Source organism: Oscillatoria sp. FACHB-1407 (genome assembly GCF_014697545.1).
Taxonomy (GTDB): Bacteria; Cyanobacteriota; Cyanobacteriia; order Elainellales; family Elainellaceae; genus FACHB-1407.
This window is the reverse complement of sequence record NZ_JACJSA010000007.1, coordinates 97,743-114,458: the sequence shown is the minus strand read 5'-3', so window position 1 is coordinate 114,458 and position 16,716 is coordinate 97,743. Positions and strand designations below refer to the sequence as shown.

The 16,716-nt window shown below is 50.3% G+C and carries 17 protein-coding genes; 8 read left to right on the top strand and 9 right to left on the bottom strand.

What is annotated here, in order from left to right; genetic code table 11:
- Positions 1 to 23: 23 nt before the first annotated feature.
- On the top strand, positions 24 to 2,297 hold the full coding sequence (locus H6G89_RS13450; RefSeq protein ID WP_190507016.1) for an NACHT domain-containing protein: 2,274 nt from the start codon (positions 24 to 26) through the stop codon (positions 2,295 to 2,297).
- Between the two features lie 75 nt (positions 2,298 to 2,372).
- On the opposite strand, the gene H6G89_RS13445 is transcribed toward H6G89_RS13450, so the two are convergent.
- The 3 genes from H6G89_RS13445 to H6G89_RS13435 form a co-directional block, all read right to left on the bottom strand.
- Complete coding sequence (locus H6G89_RS13445) at positions 2,373 to 3,155, bottom strand: CAP domain-containing protein (RefSeq protein WP_190507014.1); 783 nt, start codon at positions 3,153 to 3,155, stop codon at positions 2,373 to 2,375.
- A gap of 185 nt (positions 3,156 to 3,340) precedes the next feature.
- Positions 3,341 to 5,224 carry an SBBP repeat-containing protein gene (locus H6G89_RS13440; protein WP_190507012.1) on the bottom strand — a complete coding sequence of 628 codons (1,884 nt, stop codon included), beginning with the start codon at positions 5,222 to 5,224 and terminating at the stop codon, positions 3,341 to 3,343.
- Between the two features lie 146 nt (positions 5,225 to 5,370).
- A complete protein-coding gene (locus H6G89_RS13435) occupies positions 5,371 to 6,129 on the bottom strand; it encodes a hypothetical protein (protein WP_190507010.1) in 759 nt (252 codons plus the stop codon).
- Between the two features lie 199 nt (positions 6,130 to 6,328).
- On the opposite strand from H6G89_RS13435, the gene H6G89_RS35700 reads away from it, so the two are divergent.
- The gene (locus tag H6G89_RS35700; protein ID WP_255519408.1) at positions 6,329 to 6,451 is read left to right on the top strand and encodes a hypothetical protein; all 123 of its coding nucleotides are present in this window, start codon (positions 6,329 to 6,331) and stop codon (positions 6,449 to 6,451) included.
- Here the strand turns inward: H6G89_RS35700 and H6G89_RS13430 are convergent.
- Positions 6,448 to 8,112, bottom strand: a complete 1,665-nt coding sequence (locus H6G89_RS13430) for a D-Ala-D-Ala carboxypeptidase family metallohydrolase (protein ID WP_190507008.1) — start codon at positions 8,110 to 8,112, stop codon at positions 6,448 to 6,450. The genes H6G89_RS35700 and H6G89_RS13430 overlap by 4 nt on opposite strands.
- A gap of 25 nt (positions 8,113 to 8,137) precedes the next feature.
- On the opposite strand from H6G89_RS13430, the gene H6G89_RS13425 reads away from it, so the two are divergent.
- The 3 genes from H6G89_RS13425 (at position 8,138) to H6G89_RS13415 (ending at position 10,663) form a co-directional block, all read left to right on the top strand.
- Positions 8,138 to 8,923 carry an HAD family hydrolase gene (locus H6G89_RS13425; protein ID WP_190507006.1) on the top strand — a complete coding sequence of 262 codons (786 nt, stop codon included), beginning with the start codon at positions 8,138 to 8,140 and terminating at the stop codon, positions 8,921 to 8,923.
- A 217-nt stretch (positions 8,924 to 9,140) separates the two neighbouring features.
- Entirely contained in the window at positions 9,141 to 9,686 is a 546-nt protein-coding gene (locus H6G89_RS35005; protein ID WP_309229847.1) for an NfeD family protein, read from the top strand.
- 17 nt (positions 9,687 to 9,703) lie between these two features.
- Positions 9,704 to 10,663, top strand: coding sequence for an SPFH domain-containing protein (locus H6G89_RS13415; protein WP_190507005.1), 960 nt, complete (start codon positions 9,704 to 9,706; stop codon positions 10,661 to 10,663).
- A gap of 71 nt (positions 10,664 to 10,734) precedes the next feature.
- Here H6G89_RS13415 and tpx read toward each other — a convergent pair whose 3' ends face one another.
- Complete coding sequence (tpx, locus tag H6G89_RS13410) at positions 10,735 to 11,241, bottom strand: thiol peroxidase (protein ID WP_190507002.1); 507 nt, start codon at positions 11,239 to 11,241, stop codon at positions 10,735 to 10,737.
- 178 nt (positions 11,242 to 11,419) lie between these two features.
- On the opposite strand from tpx, the gene H6G89_RS13405 reads away from it, so the two are divergent.
- Positions 11,420 to 11,701 carry a DUF433 domain-containing protein gene (locus H6G89_RS13405; RefSeq protein WP_190507000.1) on the top strand — a complete coding sequence of 94 codons (282 nt, stop codon included), beginning with the start codon at positions 11,420 to 11,422 and terminating at the stop codon, positions 11,699 to 11,701.
- On the top strand, positions 11,698 to 12,045 hold the full coding sequence (locus tag H6G89_RS13400; protein ID WP_190506998.1) for a DUF5615 family PIN-like protein: 348 nt from the start codon (positions 11,698 to 11,700) through the stop codon (positions 12,043 to 12,045). The genes H6G89_RS13405 and H6G89_RS13400 overlap by 4 nt, the downstream gene beginning before the upstream one ends.
- A 52-nt stretch (positions 12,046 to 12,097) precedes the next feature.
- Here H6G89_RS13400 and H6G89_RS13395 read toward each other — a convergent pair whose 3' ends face one another.
- From H6G89_RS13395 to H6G89_RS13380, 4 genes are all read right to left on the bottom strand, one after another.
- Positions 12,098 to 13,279 carry a GNAT family N-acetyltransferase gene (locus H6G89_RS13395; RefSeq protein WP_190506996.1) on the bottom strand — a complete coding sequence of 394 codons (1,182 nt, stop codon included), beginning with the start codon at positions 13,277 to 13,279 and terminating at the stop codon, positions 12,098 to 12,100.
- A 118-nt stretch (positions 13,280 to 13,397) separates the two neighbouring features.
- A complete protein-coding gene (locus H6G89_RS13390) occupies positions 13,398 to 13,778 on the bottom strand; it encodes a DUF423 domain-containing protein (protein ID WP_190506994.1) in 381 nt (126 codons plus the stop codon).
- A 143-nt stretch (positions 13,779 to 13,921) separates the two neighbouring features.
- Positions 13,922 to 14,803, bottom strand: a complete 882-nt coding sequence (locus H6G89_RS13385) for a phytanoyl-CoA dioxygenase family protein (RefSeq protein ID WP_190506992.1) — start codon at positions 14,801 to 14,803, stop codon at positions 13,922 to 13,924.
- Between the two features lie 83 nt (positions 14,804 to 14,886).
- The gene (locus H6G89_RS13380; protein ID WP_190506990.1) at positions 14,887 to 15,801 is read right to left on the bottom strand and encodes a phytanoyl-CoA dioxygenase family protein; all 915 of its coding nucleotides are present in this window, start codon (positions 15,799 to 15,801) and stop codon (positions 14,887 to 14,889) included.
- A 128-nt stretch (positions 15,802 to 15,929) separates the two neighbouring features.
- On the opposite strand from H6G89_RS13380, the gene H6G89_RS13375 reads away from it, so the two are divergent.
- Positions 15,930 to 16,682: a type 1 glutamine amidotransferase gene (locus tag H6G89_RS13375; protein WP_190506988.1), complete on the top strand. Its 753-nt coding sequence runs from the start codon at positions 15,930 to 15,932 to the stop codon at positions 16,680 to 16,682.
- The last annotated feature ends 34 nt before the right edge of the window (positions 16,683 to 16,716 follow it).

Here is a 16,716-nt window from a genome sequence, read left to right as displayed (position 1 = left end):
TGCACCTCTGCTCTCTGCGTTTAATGTCCTATTTGCAAGACATCTGGAACAGCCTCTCACAAGTCGTGCAGAGCCACCCCTGGTTAGCTCCTATGGGGGCGATCGCCCTGACCTTATTAACCTTGGGACGAAAATTCATCACCACTGTAGCGCAGCGCGTGCTGATCAAGCTGGATGCCAAGCTCGATCAAAAAGCGGATGAGATCGCAGATTGGCTGGTTGGGCAACTGGAGCAATTGCTACAACAGGGATGGGGACTCGTTTTTAGTGGCTTTCAGCAGCGATATTACAAGAGCCTGGTTTATCTGCTACGCGATTATCGAGTGCAGGGGTTAAAAACACGCGGTCCCTTTGTGCTGGATTTGCGGAAGGTGTTTGTGCCCCTGCGGGTTGCCCCTGAAAGTGCTGACAACATCACAGCAGCCATGTTGCAACCCCGCAAGGTGAAGCAGGGATTAGATATCTGGGATTTTTTGGGAGCTAATATCCCTTCCTTGCGTCGTTTAGTTATCCTTGGTCCTCCCGGTTCTGGCAAAACCACCCTGCTAGAACACCTGACTCTTACCTATGCCCAACATTTTTCTCGTCGCTATCATCGCCGTACCCCTCGATTAGTGCCAGTGTTGTTGTACTTACGAGATGTGCGAGGAGCGATTATAACTGAGAACCCACCTATGTTAGCGGCTCTGATTGAGCAGCAAGCCAGCATTCAGGCTCTCAACCCACCCCCCCACTGGTTTCAAACGCGCTTAAAACAGGGCAAATGTCTGGTGTTGCTGGATGGCCTGGACGAAGTCGCCGATACCCAGCAACGACAGCAGGTAAGTCATTGGGTAGCCCAGCAGATTAGAACTTACCCAGAGAATCGTTTTATTCTCACGTCACGCCCCTTTGGCTACAAAACCGCTCCCCTGGAGGAGGTCAGCACACTTGAGGTGCAACCGTTTAACCTGAAGCAGATGCAGCAGTTTATCCGCAGTTGGTATCTGCAAACGGAGATGATGAGCCGATTGGGGCGGGATGACCCTGGAGTGAGAGCGATCGCCACTCAGCAAGCGAACGACCTGATCTCCCGAATTCAGCGCAATTCTCCGCTGGTAGCGATGGCAGTGAATCCTTTACTATTGACCATGATTGCCACCATTCACCGTTATCGGGGAGCATTGCCCGGTCGTCGGGTTGAGTTATATAGCGAAATTTGCGATGTGTTGTTGGGGCGACGCCAGGAGGCTAAAAATCTGCCCCCTGATTCACTCACAGCCATACAAAAAAAATCGGTTCTACAAGTGCTGGCATTGAACCGGATGCGAAAACAAGTGCGCGAGTTTACCCTGTTGCAAGCCAGTTTGCTGATCCAGGAGAAGCTGACAGCGGTGACTGGAGAGACGCTGTATCCCGATGTGTTTCTGCAACAGATTGAAAATGTCAGTGGCTTAATTGTTGAGAAGCAGCCTGGGGTGTACGAATTTGCTCACAAAAGCTTTCAGGAATATCTGGCATCTGTGCAGATCAAGGAAATGAATCAGGAATTTGTGCTGATTCGCAACATTGACGAACCCTGGTGGGAGGAAACAATCCGTCTCTATGCGGCTCAAGGCGATGCTACATATTTGATTCAAACGGCATTAAATCGAGACGCGATCGCCAGCTTAACCCTGGCGTATGAATGCTTAGAGGAAGCCTTGAGTGTGCATCCGACTGTACGGCAACACCTGGAAACCACCTTAGAACAGGGGTTAGAATCCCTTCATCCAGACCGTTTTAAGCTAGCCGTTGAGGTCAAACTCAATCGCCGTTTGCGTCAACTATTGCCCATTGACGAGCATACGGAGATCGATCGCGATTACATCACCTGTGCAGAATATCAGCTTTTTATTGACGAGAGCCGCAAAGCCGGAGAAACCCGCCAACCTCGCCATTGGGAAACAGATCGATTTGCCCCTGGAGCGGCTCATAAGCCCATCATTGGAGTTGGGTTGAATGATGCTGAAGAGTTTTGTAACTGGCTAACGCAGCGATCGAACAACCTGGGAGATACCTATTTAGAAGCAGGTGCCTCCGTGTTTGTAGGCGACTTTAGAATCAGATTGCCCAATTTAACAGAAGCGAAGGAGTATCCTCTGGAGCGTGGCTCATCCGGTGAAACCCTATTCGGTTACTGGTGTTACGCTGAGCAACATGAACCCGTCGTGTTGTCCACTCAAGGCAACCTGATTCGGCAATATCGGCTTAGCCAGAAGATGTTGCCTCTAGTCGGAATTCGCATTGTGCGCGACTACCCGACACGTTATCCGTAGGGACGCAGCCTGTGGCAGTAAGTTTGCCATAGGTTTCAAAGTTTTTCTGCCCAATGCCTCAGCCCTGCCCAGAAATCAGATCAACGTTCCGAAGCTCTGAGTCCAGTAATATTGCCAGGTTTGCGTACCTGGGTCGGGGGAAAGGTTAAAGAAACCCACGCCAATCTCTCGCAACTCAGGTGACAGAATATTGCGGCGGTGTCCTTCGCTGTTGATCCATTCCTGCACAACTTGATCGGGCGTAGCGTAGCCAGCAGCGATATTTTCTGCCCACCATTGCGGTTGATAGCCCGACGCGCGGATGCGGCTCTCAATCGTAGAACCATCCGGTGCGTTGTGGTCGAGGAAATCTCCTAACGCCAATTGACGGCTAAAATTTTGTGCCGTCGTGCTGAGTTGGGTGTTGATTGCCAGGGGTGCCAAACCGTTGCGATCGCGGAAAAAGTTAGTTAGCTCCACCACCCGATAGGCAAAACTAGCCGTCGCGGCAGGTCGGGCGGAGAAAGAGAGGCGATAGTCTGTCTTGCCGACCCCACGCGGAAACACGCGAACAAAGTAGGTTCCAGAAGGGATTCCAATGACGTTGATCGAGTCAACCTTGCCCTTGAGTGCGCGTGAACTCGCAACCACATCCCCGGCGTCAACCCGATTGTTGCGATTGCGATCTTGAATCAGCTCTACATCCGCATTGATCGCAGAGCTTCTAAGCGTCAGGTTAAAGGCACTGCGGCGGCTGATTTCAAACCGATAAAAATCTGCGCGATCGCCTCTCCCAATCGCATCCTCAAACGCAACACCCCGACGAGATAGCTCTACTCGTCTAGCCGTTATCAGTCGATTTCCAGCACCGTCCACCATAAATTGCTATTGCTTCACGTGAAATAGAATGGCGTTTTTGTGTGCCATACCTTTAGGAAACTAAATCCACACCAACAATTACAACCCAATATTTACGGAGGTTGTACTGGGATTGCGCTGAGCAGATGGGCTATGTTGAACGAGGCGATCGCCGCTCCAACCCAACCCTACCCTCACGAATGCCCTTAGAAAGGTGCATATTTTGCAATCCACGCATCGTAGCCACCCTGGAAGCTACCCGAACCGCCCAGTGCGCCCTGAGTTTGCCCAACCACATAGACATTACCAGAGCCATCCACCCGGATGTTGTATGCCTCATCTGCCTGGGCTGTTCCCAAGATGGTGCTGGCGAGGCGATTGCCCGCGCTGTCGTATTTAGCAATGAATGCATCTGAGCCACCACCAGGAGTGCCACCAAACAACGCTCCATTCGTCTCCCCGGTGAGGTAAACGTTGCCTGCGCTGTCAGTGGCAACACTTTGAGATTCGTCTAGGGCAGTGGTACCAAACTGTCTGACCCATCCCTGGCTCACCGTGGTGCCATTGTTGGTCTGAGTGAACTGTGCCACAAACCCGTCTGTACCACCTGCACTGGTTTGTCCAGCCAACGTGCCTGTGGTATCTCCAGTAATGTAGACGTTAGAGCCAGCGATCGCGATTCCACGCGCATAATCTTGCCCCGTCGTTGCCAGGGTTTGCGGTGCCCAAATTTGGCTACCGTTTAAGCCGTTATATTTCACCACAAAGGCATCCCCGCCTGTGAATGGGTTATTCACATCCGTGCTCAAAGTGGCGTTAGTCACTCCTGTGATGTAGACATTGCCATCTGCGTCAACGGCAACCGCCGAAGCCGCTTCAGAGGCGGGTGTTGTTCCGAAGAACTCGACCCGTCCCGCACTGCCAAAACCAGTCACGGCAGCACCCGTTGTCGCATTGTATTTCGCAACGAACGCATTGGCAGGGGTCACCCCAGGAAACCCACGCACAAATCCGGCGACGAAGACATTCCCCTGGCTATCTAAAGCAAGGCTGCTGGCTAAGTCGGCTTTTCTATCCAATGGATTGGTATCTGTATCAATCAGTTGATTCCACTGAACAGCACCAGTGCTGTTGTATTTGGCCACAAAGCCATTGATCACAGGAATAAGACCACTGTTGGTATTGATTGTGACTCCAGCCACATAGTAATTGCCAGAGCCATCTACTTCGATGTCAAAAATGCGTTCGCTGGTGGCTCCGCCAAATTGCCGGACAACCTGGGGTGTGGCAGTGCCATCACTGTTGTATTGCACAACAAAGTTGTCGCTGCCACCCGCGTTGTTTTGCCCACCACCAGGCAAGGTGCCCTCAGTAGTGCCTGCGGCTAACACACTGGAGCCTGAAAAAGCGATGCCGTAGGCGTAATCGTTAGCAGAACTACCCAGTTGCCGAATCCAGGCAGGCGCAAATTGGCTGGGAACGGGTGTCCCTCCGCCACCACCTGTACCACCTGTGCCGCCCGTGCCGCCCGTACCACCTGTACCGCCCGTGCCACCTGTGCCACCTGTACCGCCCGTGCCACCCGTGCCACCTGTGCCACCTGTACCGCCCGTACCACCTGTGCCACCTGTACCGCCTGTGCCACCTGTGCCACCTGTGTTTTCAGGAGTCGCTGTTAGAGACAATCTGTAGTTAGTGTCTCCGCTGCGACGCAGGACTCGCACATAAAATTCCCCAGCATTGAGGACTTGATTCAAAACTTCATTATTGCGACCGGGACGAGCCGATCGCCCCAATCGTGTCAAATAGCGACGAATATCAGAGGGGCGGAGATTGCTAAAGTTAATTCGCCCGATGCGACGCAAAACCGCTGCTTTAGCCCCTTTGAGGCTATACAACTCAACATCGACGTTAGCTCTACCTCGAAGACCACTCAGTTGGAGGCTAAAGTTGCTACGACTGCCAATCGTCACCCGATAAAGATCGTCTTTATCAGACAACCCAACCGAGTCATTAAAGACTTGAGATGTAGAGCCAAGAATGACAGCTCTAGATTGGGAAAGAGTATTCCTAGCGCGATCGCGTGCCATTTTACATCGGTACTACAGGATACCAGTCCAGAGTGACCTATGAAGGTAGGCGATCGCAAGGGTATTTCCGTACCTTTACGTAAAGTTTACGGGTGGTATTGTGAATTACTGAAGAAGCAGTGATGGAGACTCAATAATTTTGCGGCTTATCCCTGAGCCATACGAGTCGTCCGGAAGGTGACATTCACCCCTTCTGTAGACTGCTCCAACACTAACAGGGGAGTAGGTTTTGCCTTTTGATCCCAGTGCATGTAAGCAATGCGACCTTGAATTGTCGGTTGCCAGTTGTCATTTTCACCATCTTTACTCATGAAAGTCTTCATGCAGTCGATGATCTGGCTAATTGTGACAGAGGTCGGCTGAGTCGGCAATTTAGCAAGCTTGACTTGAATACGGAATAGAACTCGCTTGACCCCCCGCTGATTTTCAGAGGGATCATATTCCACGTCAAAAATTTCATCGACCTGACGTGCAGTACTGGCAATTCCCAATAGCCCTTGCTCTGCCTGGGTTGGACGCAACGCCACCGTGATTTTTTCTTTGACCTTAATCTTGATTTGATTAACGATCGCAAAGTGAAACTGTTCCTCCTCCATCCGCATACGCAGATAGTCAAGGTTAAACTCCCGTGAGTGAATCAAATCGGGGTTCTTCTCCATCTTACTGATGGTGCTCAGAGCCAGTTTGAGTTTGTTTTGCAACTCTCGGTTTTTGTATTCCTCAAACCGCTTCTGTTTCTTGAGCTTGTCAATGGTCAGCTTACCGTATACTGCTCCACCAATGAGAGCAAGCAGCAGTATGCCAGTTGCAATCATCCAGAATTGTCCCGCACTCGATGACTCTGGCTGCGAACGAGGAGGAGCTTGAGCCAACCAGGGTTCCACAAGAATTGTTTGAGTTGACATGGCAGATGGAGATCTTAAAATTCTGCATTTATTTTCAGAATGCCCCCTGACCCTACAATCTCAACAATTATAAACGTGGGAATGTCACGATTTGTATCGTTTTTTGCTATGGCTTTAGCCAGCTAACTTAGGACAAAGGGGGTGTGGAGGCTTGTGCCCTCAGCCAGGGGTTTCATCCCTGCACCCCGTCCTAACCTCAATGATTACGGCTACACCCGATGATCAGATTGACATCAAAGATGCCACGTTCCTGACGTTGATCCGCATTGGCAACTACCTTTTGCAGTTCATTCTCCGGTTTTCATTTCTCTTTGGTTTCTAGTGTGTCCACCTCGCACGGTAGTTACGGGCATCCAGATGGATCAGGTTGGGAAATTTTTGATACCGCCCTAATCCGCCAGTCCACCAGGGATCCAGTGCCCAATACACCTGATTTCCGGTTAGACCATCACAGTAAAAGTCGATCGCATCTCCAACCCCATGACGGCTCTGGGAAATACCCTCAATCCGCTGGCTCAGGTCAGGTGGGCGATACCAACTGGTCACCCGAAAGGGACGACCGAGGCGATCGCGAGCTTGTTGAGCTAGTTGCGCAATTCGGACGATCGCGTCCACAGTAGCCTGATTGGGTGGCATCCGACTCCCCCCATGGGTTGCTTCTGCCCAGGTAAAGTTGCCATTGGGGATGATGGAAGCGTAAAGCTGGATGTTGGTTGGAGTCCACTGTTGAGGTCGGGGGGGCAGTGCTACAGGTTGTGGTGGGGGCGGAGCATCAGGAGAATCGCGCCGTGCCCGTTCCATACGGCGGAGATCGTCTAGCAATGATTGAATGGCACTTTCTCGCCCGGGCAAGCCTCGCCACAACTGCACCAAACGAATCAGTGCCTCACGCTGTGCCTCCGTCTCTTGATAGGTCGAAGGCACCCGCTTAATGAACTCTAGCAACGCCCGATCGAGTTGCCGAGCAGCGTTTTCGATCACAGTGCGATCGGGATTTGCCCCAGCTAGCATTTGTGGATTGATGCCCAACTCGGTCAACACCGTTGCGCGAGATCCTAGCCCCTGCCACAGGCGAAACGTCTCGGTGAGTGCGTTGCGCTGTTCCCCTTTGCCTTGATAGGACTGGGGCAGGCGTTGCACAAACGCAATCAGGGCAGAGTCTAACGGTTTTTCAGTTTGATCGGGATCTTGGCTCTGCAACAGGGCGATCGCATCTTCACGCGAATCCACTTGCCGCCACAGTTGCACTAACCGCAGCAACGCTTCTCGCTGATGGGGATAGCCTGCGTAATAGGGCGGCACTGTTTGAATGAATTGCAGTAACGCCGGATCAAGAAAACTTTCATCAGCCAATACCCCTGTTGCCGACGATGAACCAGAGATATTGAAGGCTGCGATCGCCTCCTCACGGGTGTCTAATTTGCGCCAGAGCCGAGCCGCTTCTAACAAGGCTGTGCGCTGATAGGGCAGATTTTGGTAATAACGAGGAATTTGCTCGATAAACTCCAACAACATGGGATCTAGAAATGCCAGATCCTCTGGTAGTTGACTCATGTCGTGGTCAACAGCGACCTCTTCTAGGTACGAGTGCAACAGGGTTTCGTAATCACTGGCTTCTAACAATGCCGCCGTTGGGTCATTCGCTGGCGGAGTATAGCCATCAGCAACCTCTTTAATGAAGCGATCGCTATACCGCCCCTGTTCTACATTCCACAATTCGCCGCCTTCCCAGCCTTGAGCCGTCAGCCTGTTTGTGATGCTGCGAATCGTGTTTGCCGCATACTGCACCTGCTCTGGAAAGGTGTTAACCTGATCAGGCGGAATTCGATTGATGGGCGCAATTCCCAATCCGACCTCACCATCGGTCAAGGTTGGGCTGTAGTGGGCGACATACAACGCTGCCAGGATGGGTTTGTGAATCCCAGTTCGGGTGGCTTCAAGAAGGTAGTAGTGATTGCGCTGCTCGACGGTCAATTCTGCCATGGCGTATTTTAATGGTCTTTGCCAAATGACTCTTAGCTTATTACATTCAAGTTCGGATCTCCTCAAAACTATACGCCTAGTTGCCACCGATATGGATGGCACGTTAACGAAACAGGGCAAATTTACCGCCGCATTACTCACAGCATTGACTGACTTAGCTGCTGCTGGCATTCCGGTCGTCATCGTGACAGGGCGATCGGCAGGGTGGGTGCAGGGAGTCGTCAGCTACCTCCCTGTGGCAGGGGCGATCGCCGAGAATGGTGGGCTATTTTATCCCAACGCAGACAGTGACCCTAAACTGCTTGTCCCTCTACCCGATTTGAAAGAACATCGTCAGCATTTGGCTGACTTATTTCAGCAATTACAAACCCAATTTCCTAACATCTGCGAATCAACGGATAACCGCTTTCGTTTGACCGACTGGACATTTGATGTCAGTGGGTTGAGTTCTGCTGATCTAGAAACAATGAGTCAATTTTGCAGCGATCGCGGTTGGGGATTCACATACAGTACGGTGCAATGTCATATCAAATTGATGCAGCAAGACAAAGCGATTGGATTGTCTCAGGTGCTCACTCACTTTTTTCCCAACTACTCTTTACGACAAGTTGTAACCGTTGGTGATAGCCCCAATGATGAGAGTTTGTTTGATGGCGATCGCTTTCCCATTTCAGTCGGTGTTGCAAACGTGTTGCACTATGGCGATCGGTTACGTCACAAACCCAAATTGGTAACCCAAACTGCTGAGGTCGATGGGTTTTGTGAACTCGCTCAGTGGTTAATCCACCACTACCAAAGCTCGGTTGAATAGCATCTGCATTGTCAAATATTACGTTAAGAAATATTTAGCCCCATGATTGGGATGAAATTACCTCAAGCAATCTGGGTTAAATCACAGCAGTAGAAAATTATTGTTCGACTGATTCGGCGATCGCTCGTGCATCACCTCCCGTCCGCATTAGAAAGCGATCGCGAACTGCTGTATGCCTGCTTGAGTGAACATCAGATGAATTTATCGGGAGCCTTGTGTGTTGTCCTACTCACTGTTCTTCCAGTTGCCACCCTATTTAGGTCAAGTCTGGGCTTTAAGGGTGCCACCCCCCTTCTTTTGGCTCTTGTTGGGGCTGATTTTGACGGCTACCGAATTTTTGCTAGTTCCAAAAGTCGCCTCTAAGTACCGTTTGTTTGCTCTCTCCGCAGGCGTGAGTGCTTTGCTGCTGACATTTATCCTGTGGCGAGGCAGTGTTTTCTTTAGCTTTGACTGGCGACGGATGGACTACGAAGGGTTTGGGATGCAAATCATGTACTGGGTCGGCGTCTCCCTATCCTTCATCATTTGGATTCGTCCAGTGTTTGTGCGGCGTAAGCACTCGATGCGCCTGGATGCGGCTGAGGCTGAGACTTTAAATGAATTGCAACCGGGGCAAATGGGGCGGGTGTTGTACGAAGGAAGCTCGTGGCAAGCCCGTTGTGAGAACTATGACCAGGCGATCGCCCCTCACCAAAAAGTGTATGTTTTGCGTCGCGAAGGCAACATCTTAATCGTTGCTCCCGAACAGCTTTTTCATCCTTAATACAAGGAGACACTCCTATGTCTGAATGGCTTTTGATGATTGTGCTTGCCGTTGGGGGCACATGCACCCTTGCCAATAGTGTTCGTATTGTTAATCAAGGGGATGAAGCCCTTGTCGAAATGTTAGGGCGTTACGATGGCCGTCGTTTGGAACCGGGCTTAAATTTCATCACGCCGTTTATTTCGCAGGTGGTCTTTAAGGAAACGAAACGGGAAAAAGTATTAGAAGTGCCGCCGCAAAATTGCATTACTCGCGACAACGTTGCTATTACGGTTGATGCGGTCGTGTATTGGCGGATTTTAGATCTGGAAAAGGCGTATTACAAAGTCCAGAATTTGCAATCTGCCATGGTGAATTTAGTCCTGACTCAAATTCGCTCAGAAGTCGGTAAGTTGGAACTGAACCAAACCTTTACAGCCCGCACTGAAATTAATGAAATCTTGTTGCGAGAGTTAGACATCGCAACTAATCCCTGGGGTATTAAGATTACGCGTGTTGAGTTGCGAGACATTGTTCCTTCCAAAACTGTACAAGGAGCAATGGAACTACAAATGTCAGCCGAACGCAAAAAACAAGCCGCTATTTTGACTTCAGAAGGAGAACGGGAAGCTTTAATTAACACGGCTAAAGGTGAAGCCGAAGCTCAACTCATTGAAGCTGAAGCACACCAAAAAATAGCGTTGCTCAAAGCTCAATTAGATCAACAAAAACAAATCTTGAATGCACAGGGAACTGCCTCTGCAATGGAAATCATTACGCAACGGTTAAACGCCGATCCAAACTCAGCCAAAGCATTACAGTTTCTTTTGGCGCAAAACTACCTCGATATGGGTGTCCGAATTGGCAGCAGTGGTAGCAGTAAGGTGATGTTTCTCGATCCACGGTATATTCCAGAGGCACTGGAACGGGCAGGAGCGATCGCAGGTGATCTGACTCCAAATGGCTCTCCTCAAAGCTCCCAAGAACTTACCGAGTGATGAGTGTAAGCTGTTTGTGCTAATGGAGAAACGTATATAAGGGGCGATCGCTCTTTCCAGCTTGCCAATGATTAAAGCGCGGTCTGTAAAGCGGCGATCGCTCCATCGTAGTCAGGTTCTGCCAACCATTCAGTGACAATTTCGCGATAAATTACGATTCCCGTGGCATCCACAACAAAGGCCGCTTGGGCAGACAATCCCAGGTCTTGCACAAGCACCCCCCAATCCCTCGCAAAATCCATATCACGATAGTCAGAGAGCAACGTGATGTTATCCACACCTATTGCCTGTTTCCAACGCTGTTGAGCAAAGGGCAGATCGGCGGAGATTAGATAAGCGGCTACTGAGTTACCAAATTGATGCAGGCGATCGCTAAATTCTCTAACAACTAGAGAGCACGGAGCGATATCCAATGAAGGTACTGTGATCAACAACCGAATTTTTCCCTGAGACTGATCCAGTGGCAGTACGGGAGACAAATCCAATCCAGTAACCCGCACATCACCTGCGCGATCGCCGACACTCACTTTTCTACCGACTAACCGCATCGGTTGCCCATTCACTGTTATCATCACCATAAGCCAAAGGTTGCCAGTTTGTTTAATGCACGCAAGGATTAGCTAGCGATCTCTGAAGCGTGTGAAGTAGTGGCTAAGAAGTGGTTAGGTTGACGAAGGAAACCTACCCTACAAGCGATCGCCTGAGATCATTGTTCCAGACATTACAATAAAGAAGTAACCGACTTGAGAGGTTAACATGGTTCAAGCGACGGAATATCTTTATGTTGTTCGAGATGATGAGATTTTACATGGAGAACCTATCGTCCGAGGAACTCGTACACCTATTAGGGCAATTGTTGAAACTTGGCGAATGGGCATTGCACCCGAAGAAATTCCCAAAGGGATGCCGCATCTGACTTTGGGGCAAGTCTTTGGGGCATTAACTTACTACAGCGACCACCAAGACGAAATTAATCAATATATTGAAAAAAACCGCATTCCTGAAGAATTGCTCGACCCATTGGTTAGAGATTTGTGAGTAGCATATTCACTTGTCTGTATTTGGATGAGGATGTCAATGTATTAGTAGCCGATTTGCTTCAAGCAAGAGGTTTTGATGTCATTACTGCACGAGATGCAGAGCAACTTCACACAACTGATGCAGAGCAACTTGCCTTTGCTGTAAGTCAAGCAAGAACTCTGGTTACTCACAACAGAACTGATTTTGAGGAACTTGTACAGGATTACTTTAATTCAGGACGAATACACTACGGGGTAATTTTTGCTGTTCGTCGTTCTCCTCAAGAAATTGCACAAAGATTACTCGTTATTCTCAATCAAGTTACCTCGGATGAGATGCAAAATCAGGTTCGATATATTTAGATAAAACCTACGAAATAATTTTGAAGAATTGTCTTAAACGAGATCTGGTGGTTCAACCGTTAGCTTGCTTAAAGGGCAAGTCTTGATTAATGGCGTCTATTTCTTGCTGTTCTGCATCATTCACCTTGTCAATGTACGATCGCAAGATGTGATCTAAACGTGGCTCATAAAAGCGATGCAGCGAATGGTTAGGAGTAGCAGGAAATCCGCGTCGTTTTTTGTGTCGTCCGCCTGCACCGGGGTCAAATGTTTGAATGCCGTTAGCGATCGCCCATTCGATCGGCGTGTAGTAGCAGGTGTCGAAGTGCAGGTTATCAAAGTCTTGCGTTGCGCCCCAATAGCGTCCGTAAAGTTGATCGCCTTTGGTGAGGCAAAACGACATGCCGATGGGGTGGTGGGGGTTTTGCTCCCCAAACACCGCAAACACCACAATGCGATGGCAATAGTTGGGGTGCAACTGCTCAAAGAATCGTCGAGTTAAATACTTGCTGCCCCACCAGCCAAACTTATCGCAGGTATCGGCGTAAAAGTGATAGACCGACGACAACAGCGATTTGGTGATCGCATCTCCAGTCATAGATTCCAGGCGCAAACCTGCACTTTCAACCGCTTTACGTTCTCGTTTGATGTTGCGTCGTTGGTTGGCGTTGAAGACAGCGAGATAATCATCAAAGGTTTGAAATCCCTGATTTTGCCAGATGTAACTATGGTGTAGCCAACTGACAAAACCGTGACGTTCCATCACCTGTCGCCATTCCGGGTCGGCGTAGAGAAAATTACAGCCCGAAATGCCCTGCTCCTGGCAAAAGTGGTCGATCGCCCACACCATTAACTCCGTGATCTCGTCCTCATCTTCACCCGGTGCAATCAAAAAGCGATAGCCCTCAGCCGGGGTAAAGGGTGACATGCCCAACAGTTTGGGGTAGTATTGCACACCCAACCGGGCTGCCAGGTCTGCCCACTGGTGGTCAAAGACAAACTCGCCATAGCTGTGTCCCTTGAGGTAAAGGGGAGCCGCCGCAACCAGAGTGCGATCGCGCCAAACGGTAAGGTGATTGGGCAACCATCCTGCTTTTGCCGTCGCACTGCCGGAGGACTCCATATTGTGGAGCCATTCCCACTCCAGGAAGGGCGTTTTTAACGGCATGGCGAGCGCATCCCACTCAGCTTGCGGGATCTCAGCAATCTTATTCGTCCAAGCGACTGAATAGCGGGGCTTCAATTGTTCAACCATGCCTACTAGAGTAAAGCAATATTAAGCAATCTGCCAGGAAGAGGGGTGCGGGGTGATGGGGCGATAGGACAACCGTAAAGACGCGATTAATCGCGTCTCTCCTCTACTCTCCAGAGCTTCATCCCTTGAAATTTAATGCCGCGATCGCCAGACATCCCCATCCGATCATCAAGGCTAACCCTCCGACCGGGGCAATGGCTCCTAACACTTTGATTTGGGAGAGACTAATGGCGTAGAGACTGCCTGAGAAGATCAAAATCCCCGCAATAAAGGCATAGCCTGAACCCGTGAGCAATGCTTGAGCCGTCTCTGCTCGACTCAGCAAGATGCCAACCAGCAGCAGTGCCAGCGCGTGATACATCTGATAGCGAGTGGCAATCTCAAAAATCTCAGCGGCGCGATCACTTAACCGTTCCCGCAATGCGTGAGAGCCAAACGCTCCGGCAGCGACAGATAACCCTCCTAAGACAGCGGCGATCGCCATAAATATTTGAGCCATAGTTCTAGAAATGCAAGGACTTTTTTTATCCTAATGAACAAAGTGGATCGTCATCGGTCAATCGTCAATCGTCATTGGTCAATCGTCAATTGTCCCCCATTCCCTACTCCCCACTCCCTTACTCCCCTACTCCTCCACTCCCTCTAAACAGCAATCGCATCCTCACAATAATCCCGTGCTAGGGGCGATCGGTAGCCATCTGATGTCCACAGGATGGGAAAAAAGCTCTCGTCCATTTCAACAGAAGTGACTCGACGGTAACGGCTGAAGATATAGCCATATTTTGCCTCTGATTGAAATTGAGCGTGGGCTGGAAAGGTACTTACGGCAAAACTGCGACGAGTTTGATCCGTGGTTTGGTTTACACCAGAGCCATGCCACAAATCACCATGCATAAAGATGCACCCACCTGGGGGAATCTCAGCCGCGAGGATTGTTGGGGAATCGACACCCGCTTCTTTAGCTGCATCCCACAGGGGTTGGCGGTAGTCGTCCTTGGGAGCATGTAGAAATCGGGGTTGGTCGGTGCAATGCCATAAATGCGAACCGGGGACGTACTCTAGGGTGCCTGCCTGAGCGGTAGCCTCACTGAGGGCAATCCAGCAGGTGACGAGCGATGGGGGATTGATGCAAGCCGCATAGGTGTTGTTGCGATGGAAGGCTACCTCTGGCGCACCAGAGGGCTTAATCCAACAGCTATCGGTGGCAAGCCGACCACCCGACCAGCCCATGAGAGTGGCATTGAGGCGGGCAATCTCGGCGGAGAATGTGACGCTGGCAATGGTGCGATCGCAATGCCACATGCCGCTCATCTGCCGTGTCGAGTTGGGGATGTTTAAGCCCGGACGACCATACCACTCATCGGGATAGTTGCCCGTTTCAAAGCGGGTAGCAAACAGGGGGTCGAGGCGTTCCACAATGCGATCGACCAGATCTAACTCTAAGAACTTGTCTAGGATCAGGAATCCCTGTTCTTGAAACTGCTGAATTTGAGCCTCACTCAGGCTAATCGGTGTATGCACCATGACAAATATTTCTAAGAATTAGTCAGAACTTTCAGGCTTGCTCAAAGCCAACATCGCAAATCTAGAATCCAAAATCAGTTGTGCTACACCAATGCAACTAGAGCCGAAGCTGCTGGCAGCGCATCCTGACAGTAATCGGCTAAGAAGGGCGTGCGATAGCCATCCTGCGTCCACAAAATTGGGAAAAAGCTTTCATCCATCGCATCGCTGCCATATTGCTTGTAACGCCCTGCGATATAACCTCCAGGAACATAGGTTCCGGCAGGCTTAAAGCGAGACTCCGAAGGAATGCAAGCCACCACTAAACTTTGACGTAGCTTGCCAGGAGTGGTGTTTTTACCGGAACCATGCCAGGTGTGTCCGTGGTGCAAGACACAGCTACCGGGTTTGAGTTCCAGTTGCAGCACCTCAGGATTATCGATTCCAACCTGTGCAGCCGCTTGCTCCATGTCAGAGCGGTAGCTCTTGTTCACCGCGTGAAACTCACCAACCGTTTGCGATAAAGCCCATTTGTGAGAACCGCGTACATACTCAATCGTGCCTGCTCCCTGCACCGCATCGCTGAGGGCAATCCAGGCAATCACAATGTCTTGCGGTGTGTGATAGAAGGAGTACATTGAGTCTTGATGCAACGTTGTTTCTGAAGCTCCATAAGGTTTGCGCCACAGCCCATCCACCAGAACGCGAGCACCTGACCAATTACCTAAAGTTGCACAAATTTGCCCCAATCCGCTAGAGAGCATGACACTCGCCAAGGTGCGATCGCACTTCCATACGCCCGTCATTTGTCCCGACGCTCCAGACAAGCTCAGATAGGGATTCCAGTGCCACTCGTCGGGATACACCCCCGTCTCAAAGTCACCCGAAAATAGGGGTTCAACTCGGCTAACCAGTCGATCGACCAGAGATTGATCCAGGAGATCTTCAATAATTAAAAACCCGTCTTCGTGAAAGCTAGCAATTTGTTCAGGGGTTAAGGAAGTCAGTGGTCTAGACATGGTCGAGATGTTATAACAACTGAATACATCCATCCTCAAGGGTTGGATTGCTGAAAACCGTTATCTAGACTACGGAAACCGTAATTCCAGATCAAAAATGATGATCGGGTCTGACTCAGGAGTTGCACATGCCAGAACACAATCGAGTGCCAGAACACAATCGCGTCCTAGTAATTCGCCACGAAGTTTGCTCAGAATTAGGGTTTTTAGAAGCCGAGCTGCGTCAGAACTCAATCCCCTTTCGCTATTTAGACACCGTGTTGGGTGAAACGCTCACAGAACCCATCACCGACTATTCCCACCTGATCATTTTGGGTGGGGCGATGAGTGCCTTTGAGGACGAGGAATATCCTTTCTTACGTTACGAGTTTGGGCTAATCGAAGAGGCGATCGCTCAAACTGTTCCTACATTGGGCATCTGTTTAGGCTCGCAAATTTTGGCAAACGTTTTGGGTGCTAGAGTCTACCGAGGTGAAAACGGGCGTGAGGCAGGCTGGTGTGAAGTAAAGCTCAAGCCAGCGGCACAGCACGATCCCGTCTTTCAAGGGTTGCCGGAGCAATTCAGAGTGTTTCAGTCACACCAGGATACGTTTGAGATTCCGCAGGGGTGCGTTCACTTAGCGTTTAGCGATCGCTATCCCAGTCAAGCCTTCCGATATCAGCAGCATGTGTGGGCGATTCAGTTTCACCTGGAGATGAATGAAGCGGCTCTAAAAAGTTGTGGTGCGGTAATTGAGCAAGAACTGGAAGACAGCAAAATCACAGATACAACCCTGGAGCAAATGTTGGCAGAGGCGCGATCGCACGAACCACTGGTAAGACCGTTAGCCGATCGCTTTATGCAACAATTCATCGGGTTAACGCAGGGTGTAGCCGTTTAACACAAGCTCTGCGGCTTCATTGAATTCGTTCAAA

Excerpts from the sequence above, each read along its gene's own strand:
- tpx (WP_190507002.1), bottom strand. The coding sequence starts at position 11,241 with ATGGTGATGATAACAGTGAATGGGCAACCGATGCGGTTAGTCGGTAGA.
- H6G89_RS35700 (WP_255519408.1), top strand. The coding sequence starts at position 6,329 with ATGATTACGGCTACACCCGATGATCAGATTGACATCAAAGATGCCACG.
- H6G89_RS13375 (WP_190506988.1), top strand. The coding sequence starts at position 15,930 with ATGCCAGAACACAATCGAGTGCCAGAACACAATCGCGTCCTAGTAATT.
- H6G89_RS13390 (WP_190506994.1), bottom strand. The coding sequence starts at position 13,778 with ATGGCTCAAATATTTATGGCGATCGCCGCTGTCTTAGGAGGGTTATCT.
- H6G89_RS13415 (WP_190507005.1), top strand. The coding sequence starts at position 9,704 with ATGTCTGAATGGCTTTTGATGATTGTGCTTGCCGTTGGGGGCACATGC.
- H6G89_RS13395 (WP_190506996.1), bottom strand. The coding sequence starts at position 13,279 with ATGGTTGAACAATTGAAGCCCCGCTATTCAGTCGCTTGGACGAATAAG.
- H6G89_RS13435 (WP_190507010.1), bottom strand. The coding sequence starts at position 6,129 with ATGTCAACTCAAACAATTCTTGTGGAACCCTGGTTGGCTCAAGCTCCT.
- H6G89_RS13430 (WP_190507008.1), bottom strand. The coding sequence starts at position 8,112 with ATGGCAGAATTGACCGTCGAGCAGCGCAATCACTACTACCTTCTTGAA.
- H6G89_RS13440 (WP_190507012.1), bottom strand. The coding sequence starts at position 5,224 with ATGGCACGCGATCGCGCTAGGAATACTCTTTCCCAATCTAGAGCTGTC.
- H6G89_RS13385 (WP_190506992.1), bottom strand. The coding sequence starts at position 14,803 with ATGGTGCATACACCGATTAGCCTGAGTGAGGCTCAAATTCAGCAGTTT.
- H6G89_RS13380 (WP_190506990.1), bottom strand. The coding sequence starts at position 15,801 with ATGTCTAGACCACTGACTTCCTTAACCCCTGAACAAATTGCTAGCTTT.
- H6G89_RS13405 (WP_190507000.1), top strand. The coding sequence starts at position 11,420 with ATGGTTCAAGCGACGGAATATCTTTATGTTGTTCGAGATGATGAGATT.
- H6G89_RS13425 (WP_190507006.1), top strand. The coding sequence starts at position 8,138 with ATGACTCTTAGCTTATTACATTCAAGTTCGGATCTCCTCAAAACTATA.
- H6G89_RS13450 (WP_190507016.1), top strand. The coding sequence starts at position 24 with ATGTCCTATTTGCAAGACATCTGGAACAGCCTCTCACAAGTCGTGCAG.
- H6G89_RS13445 (WP_190507014.1), bottom strand. The coding sequence starts at position 3,155 with ATGGTGGACGGTGCTGGAAATCGACTGATAACGGCTAGACGAGTAGAG.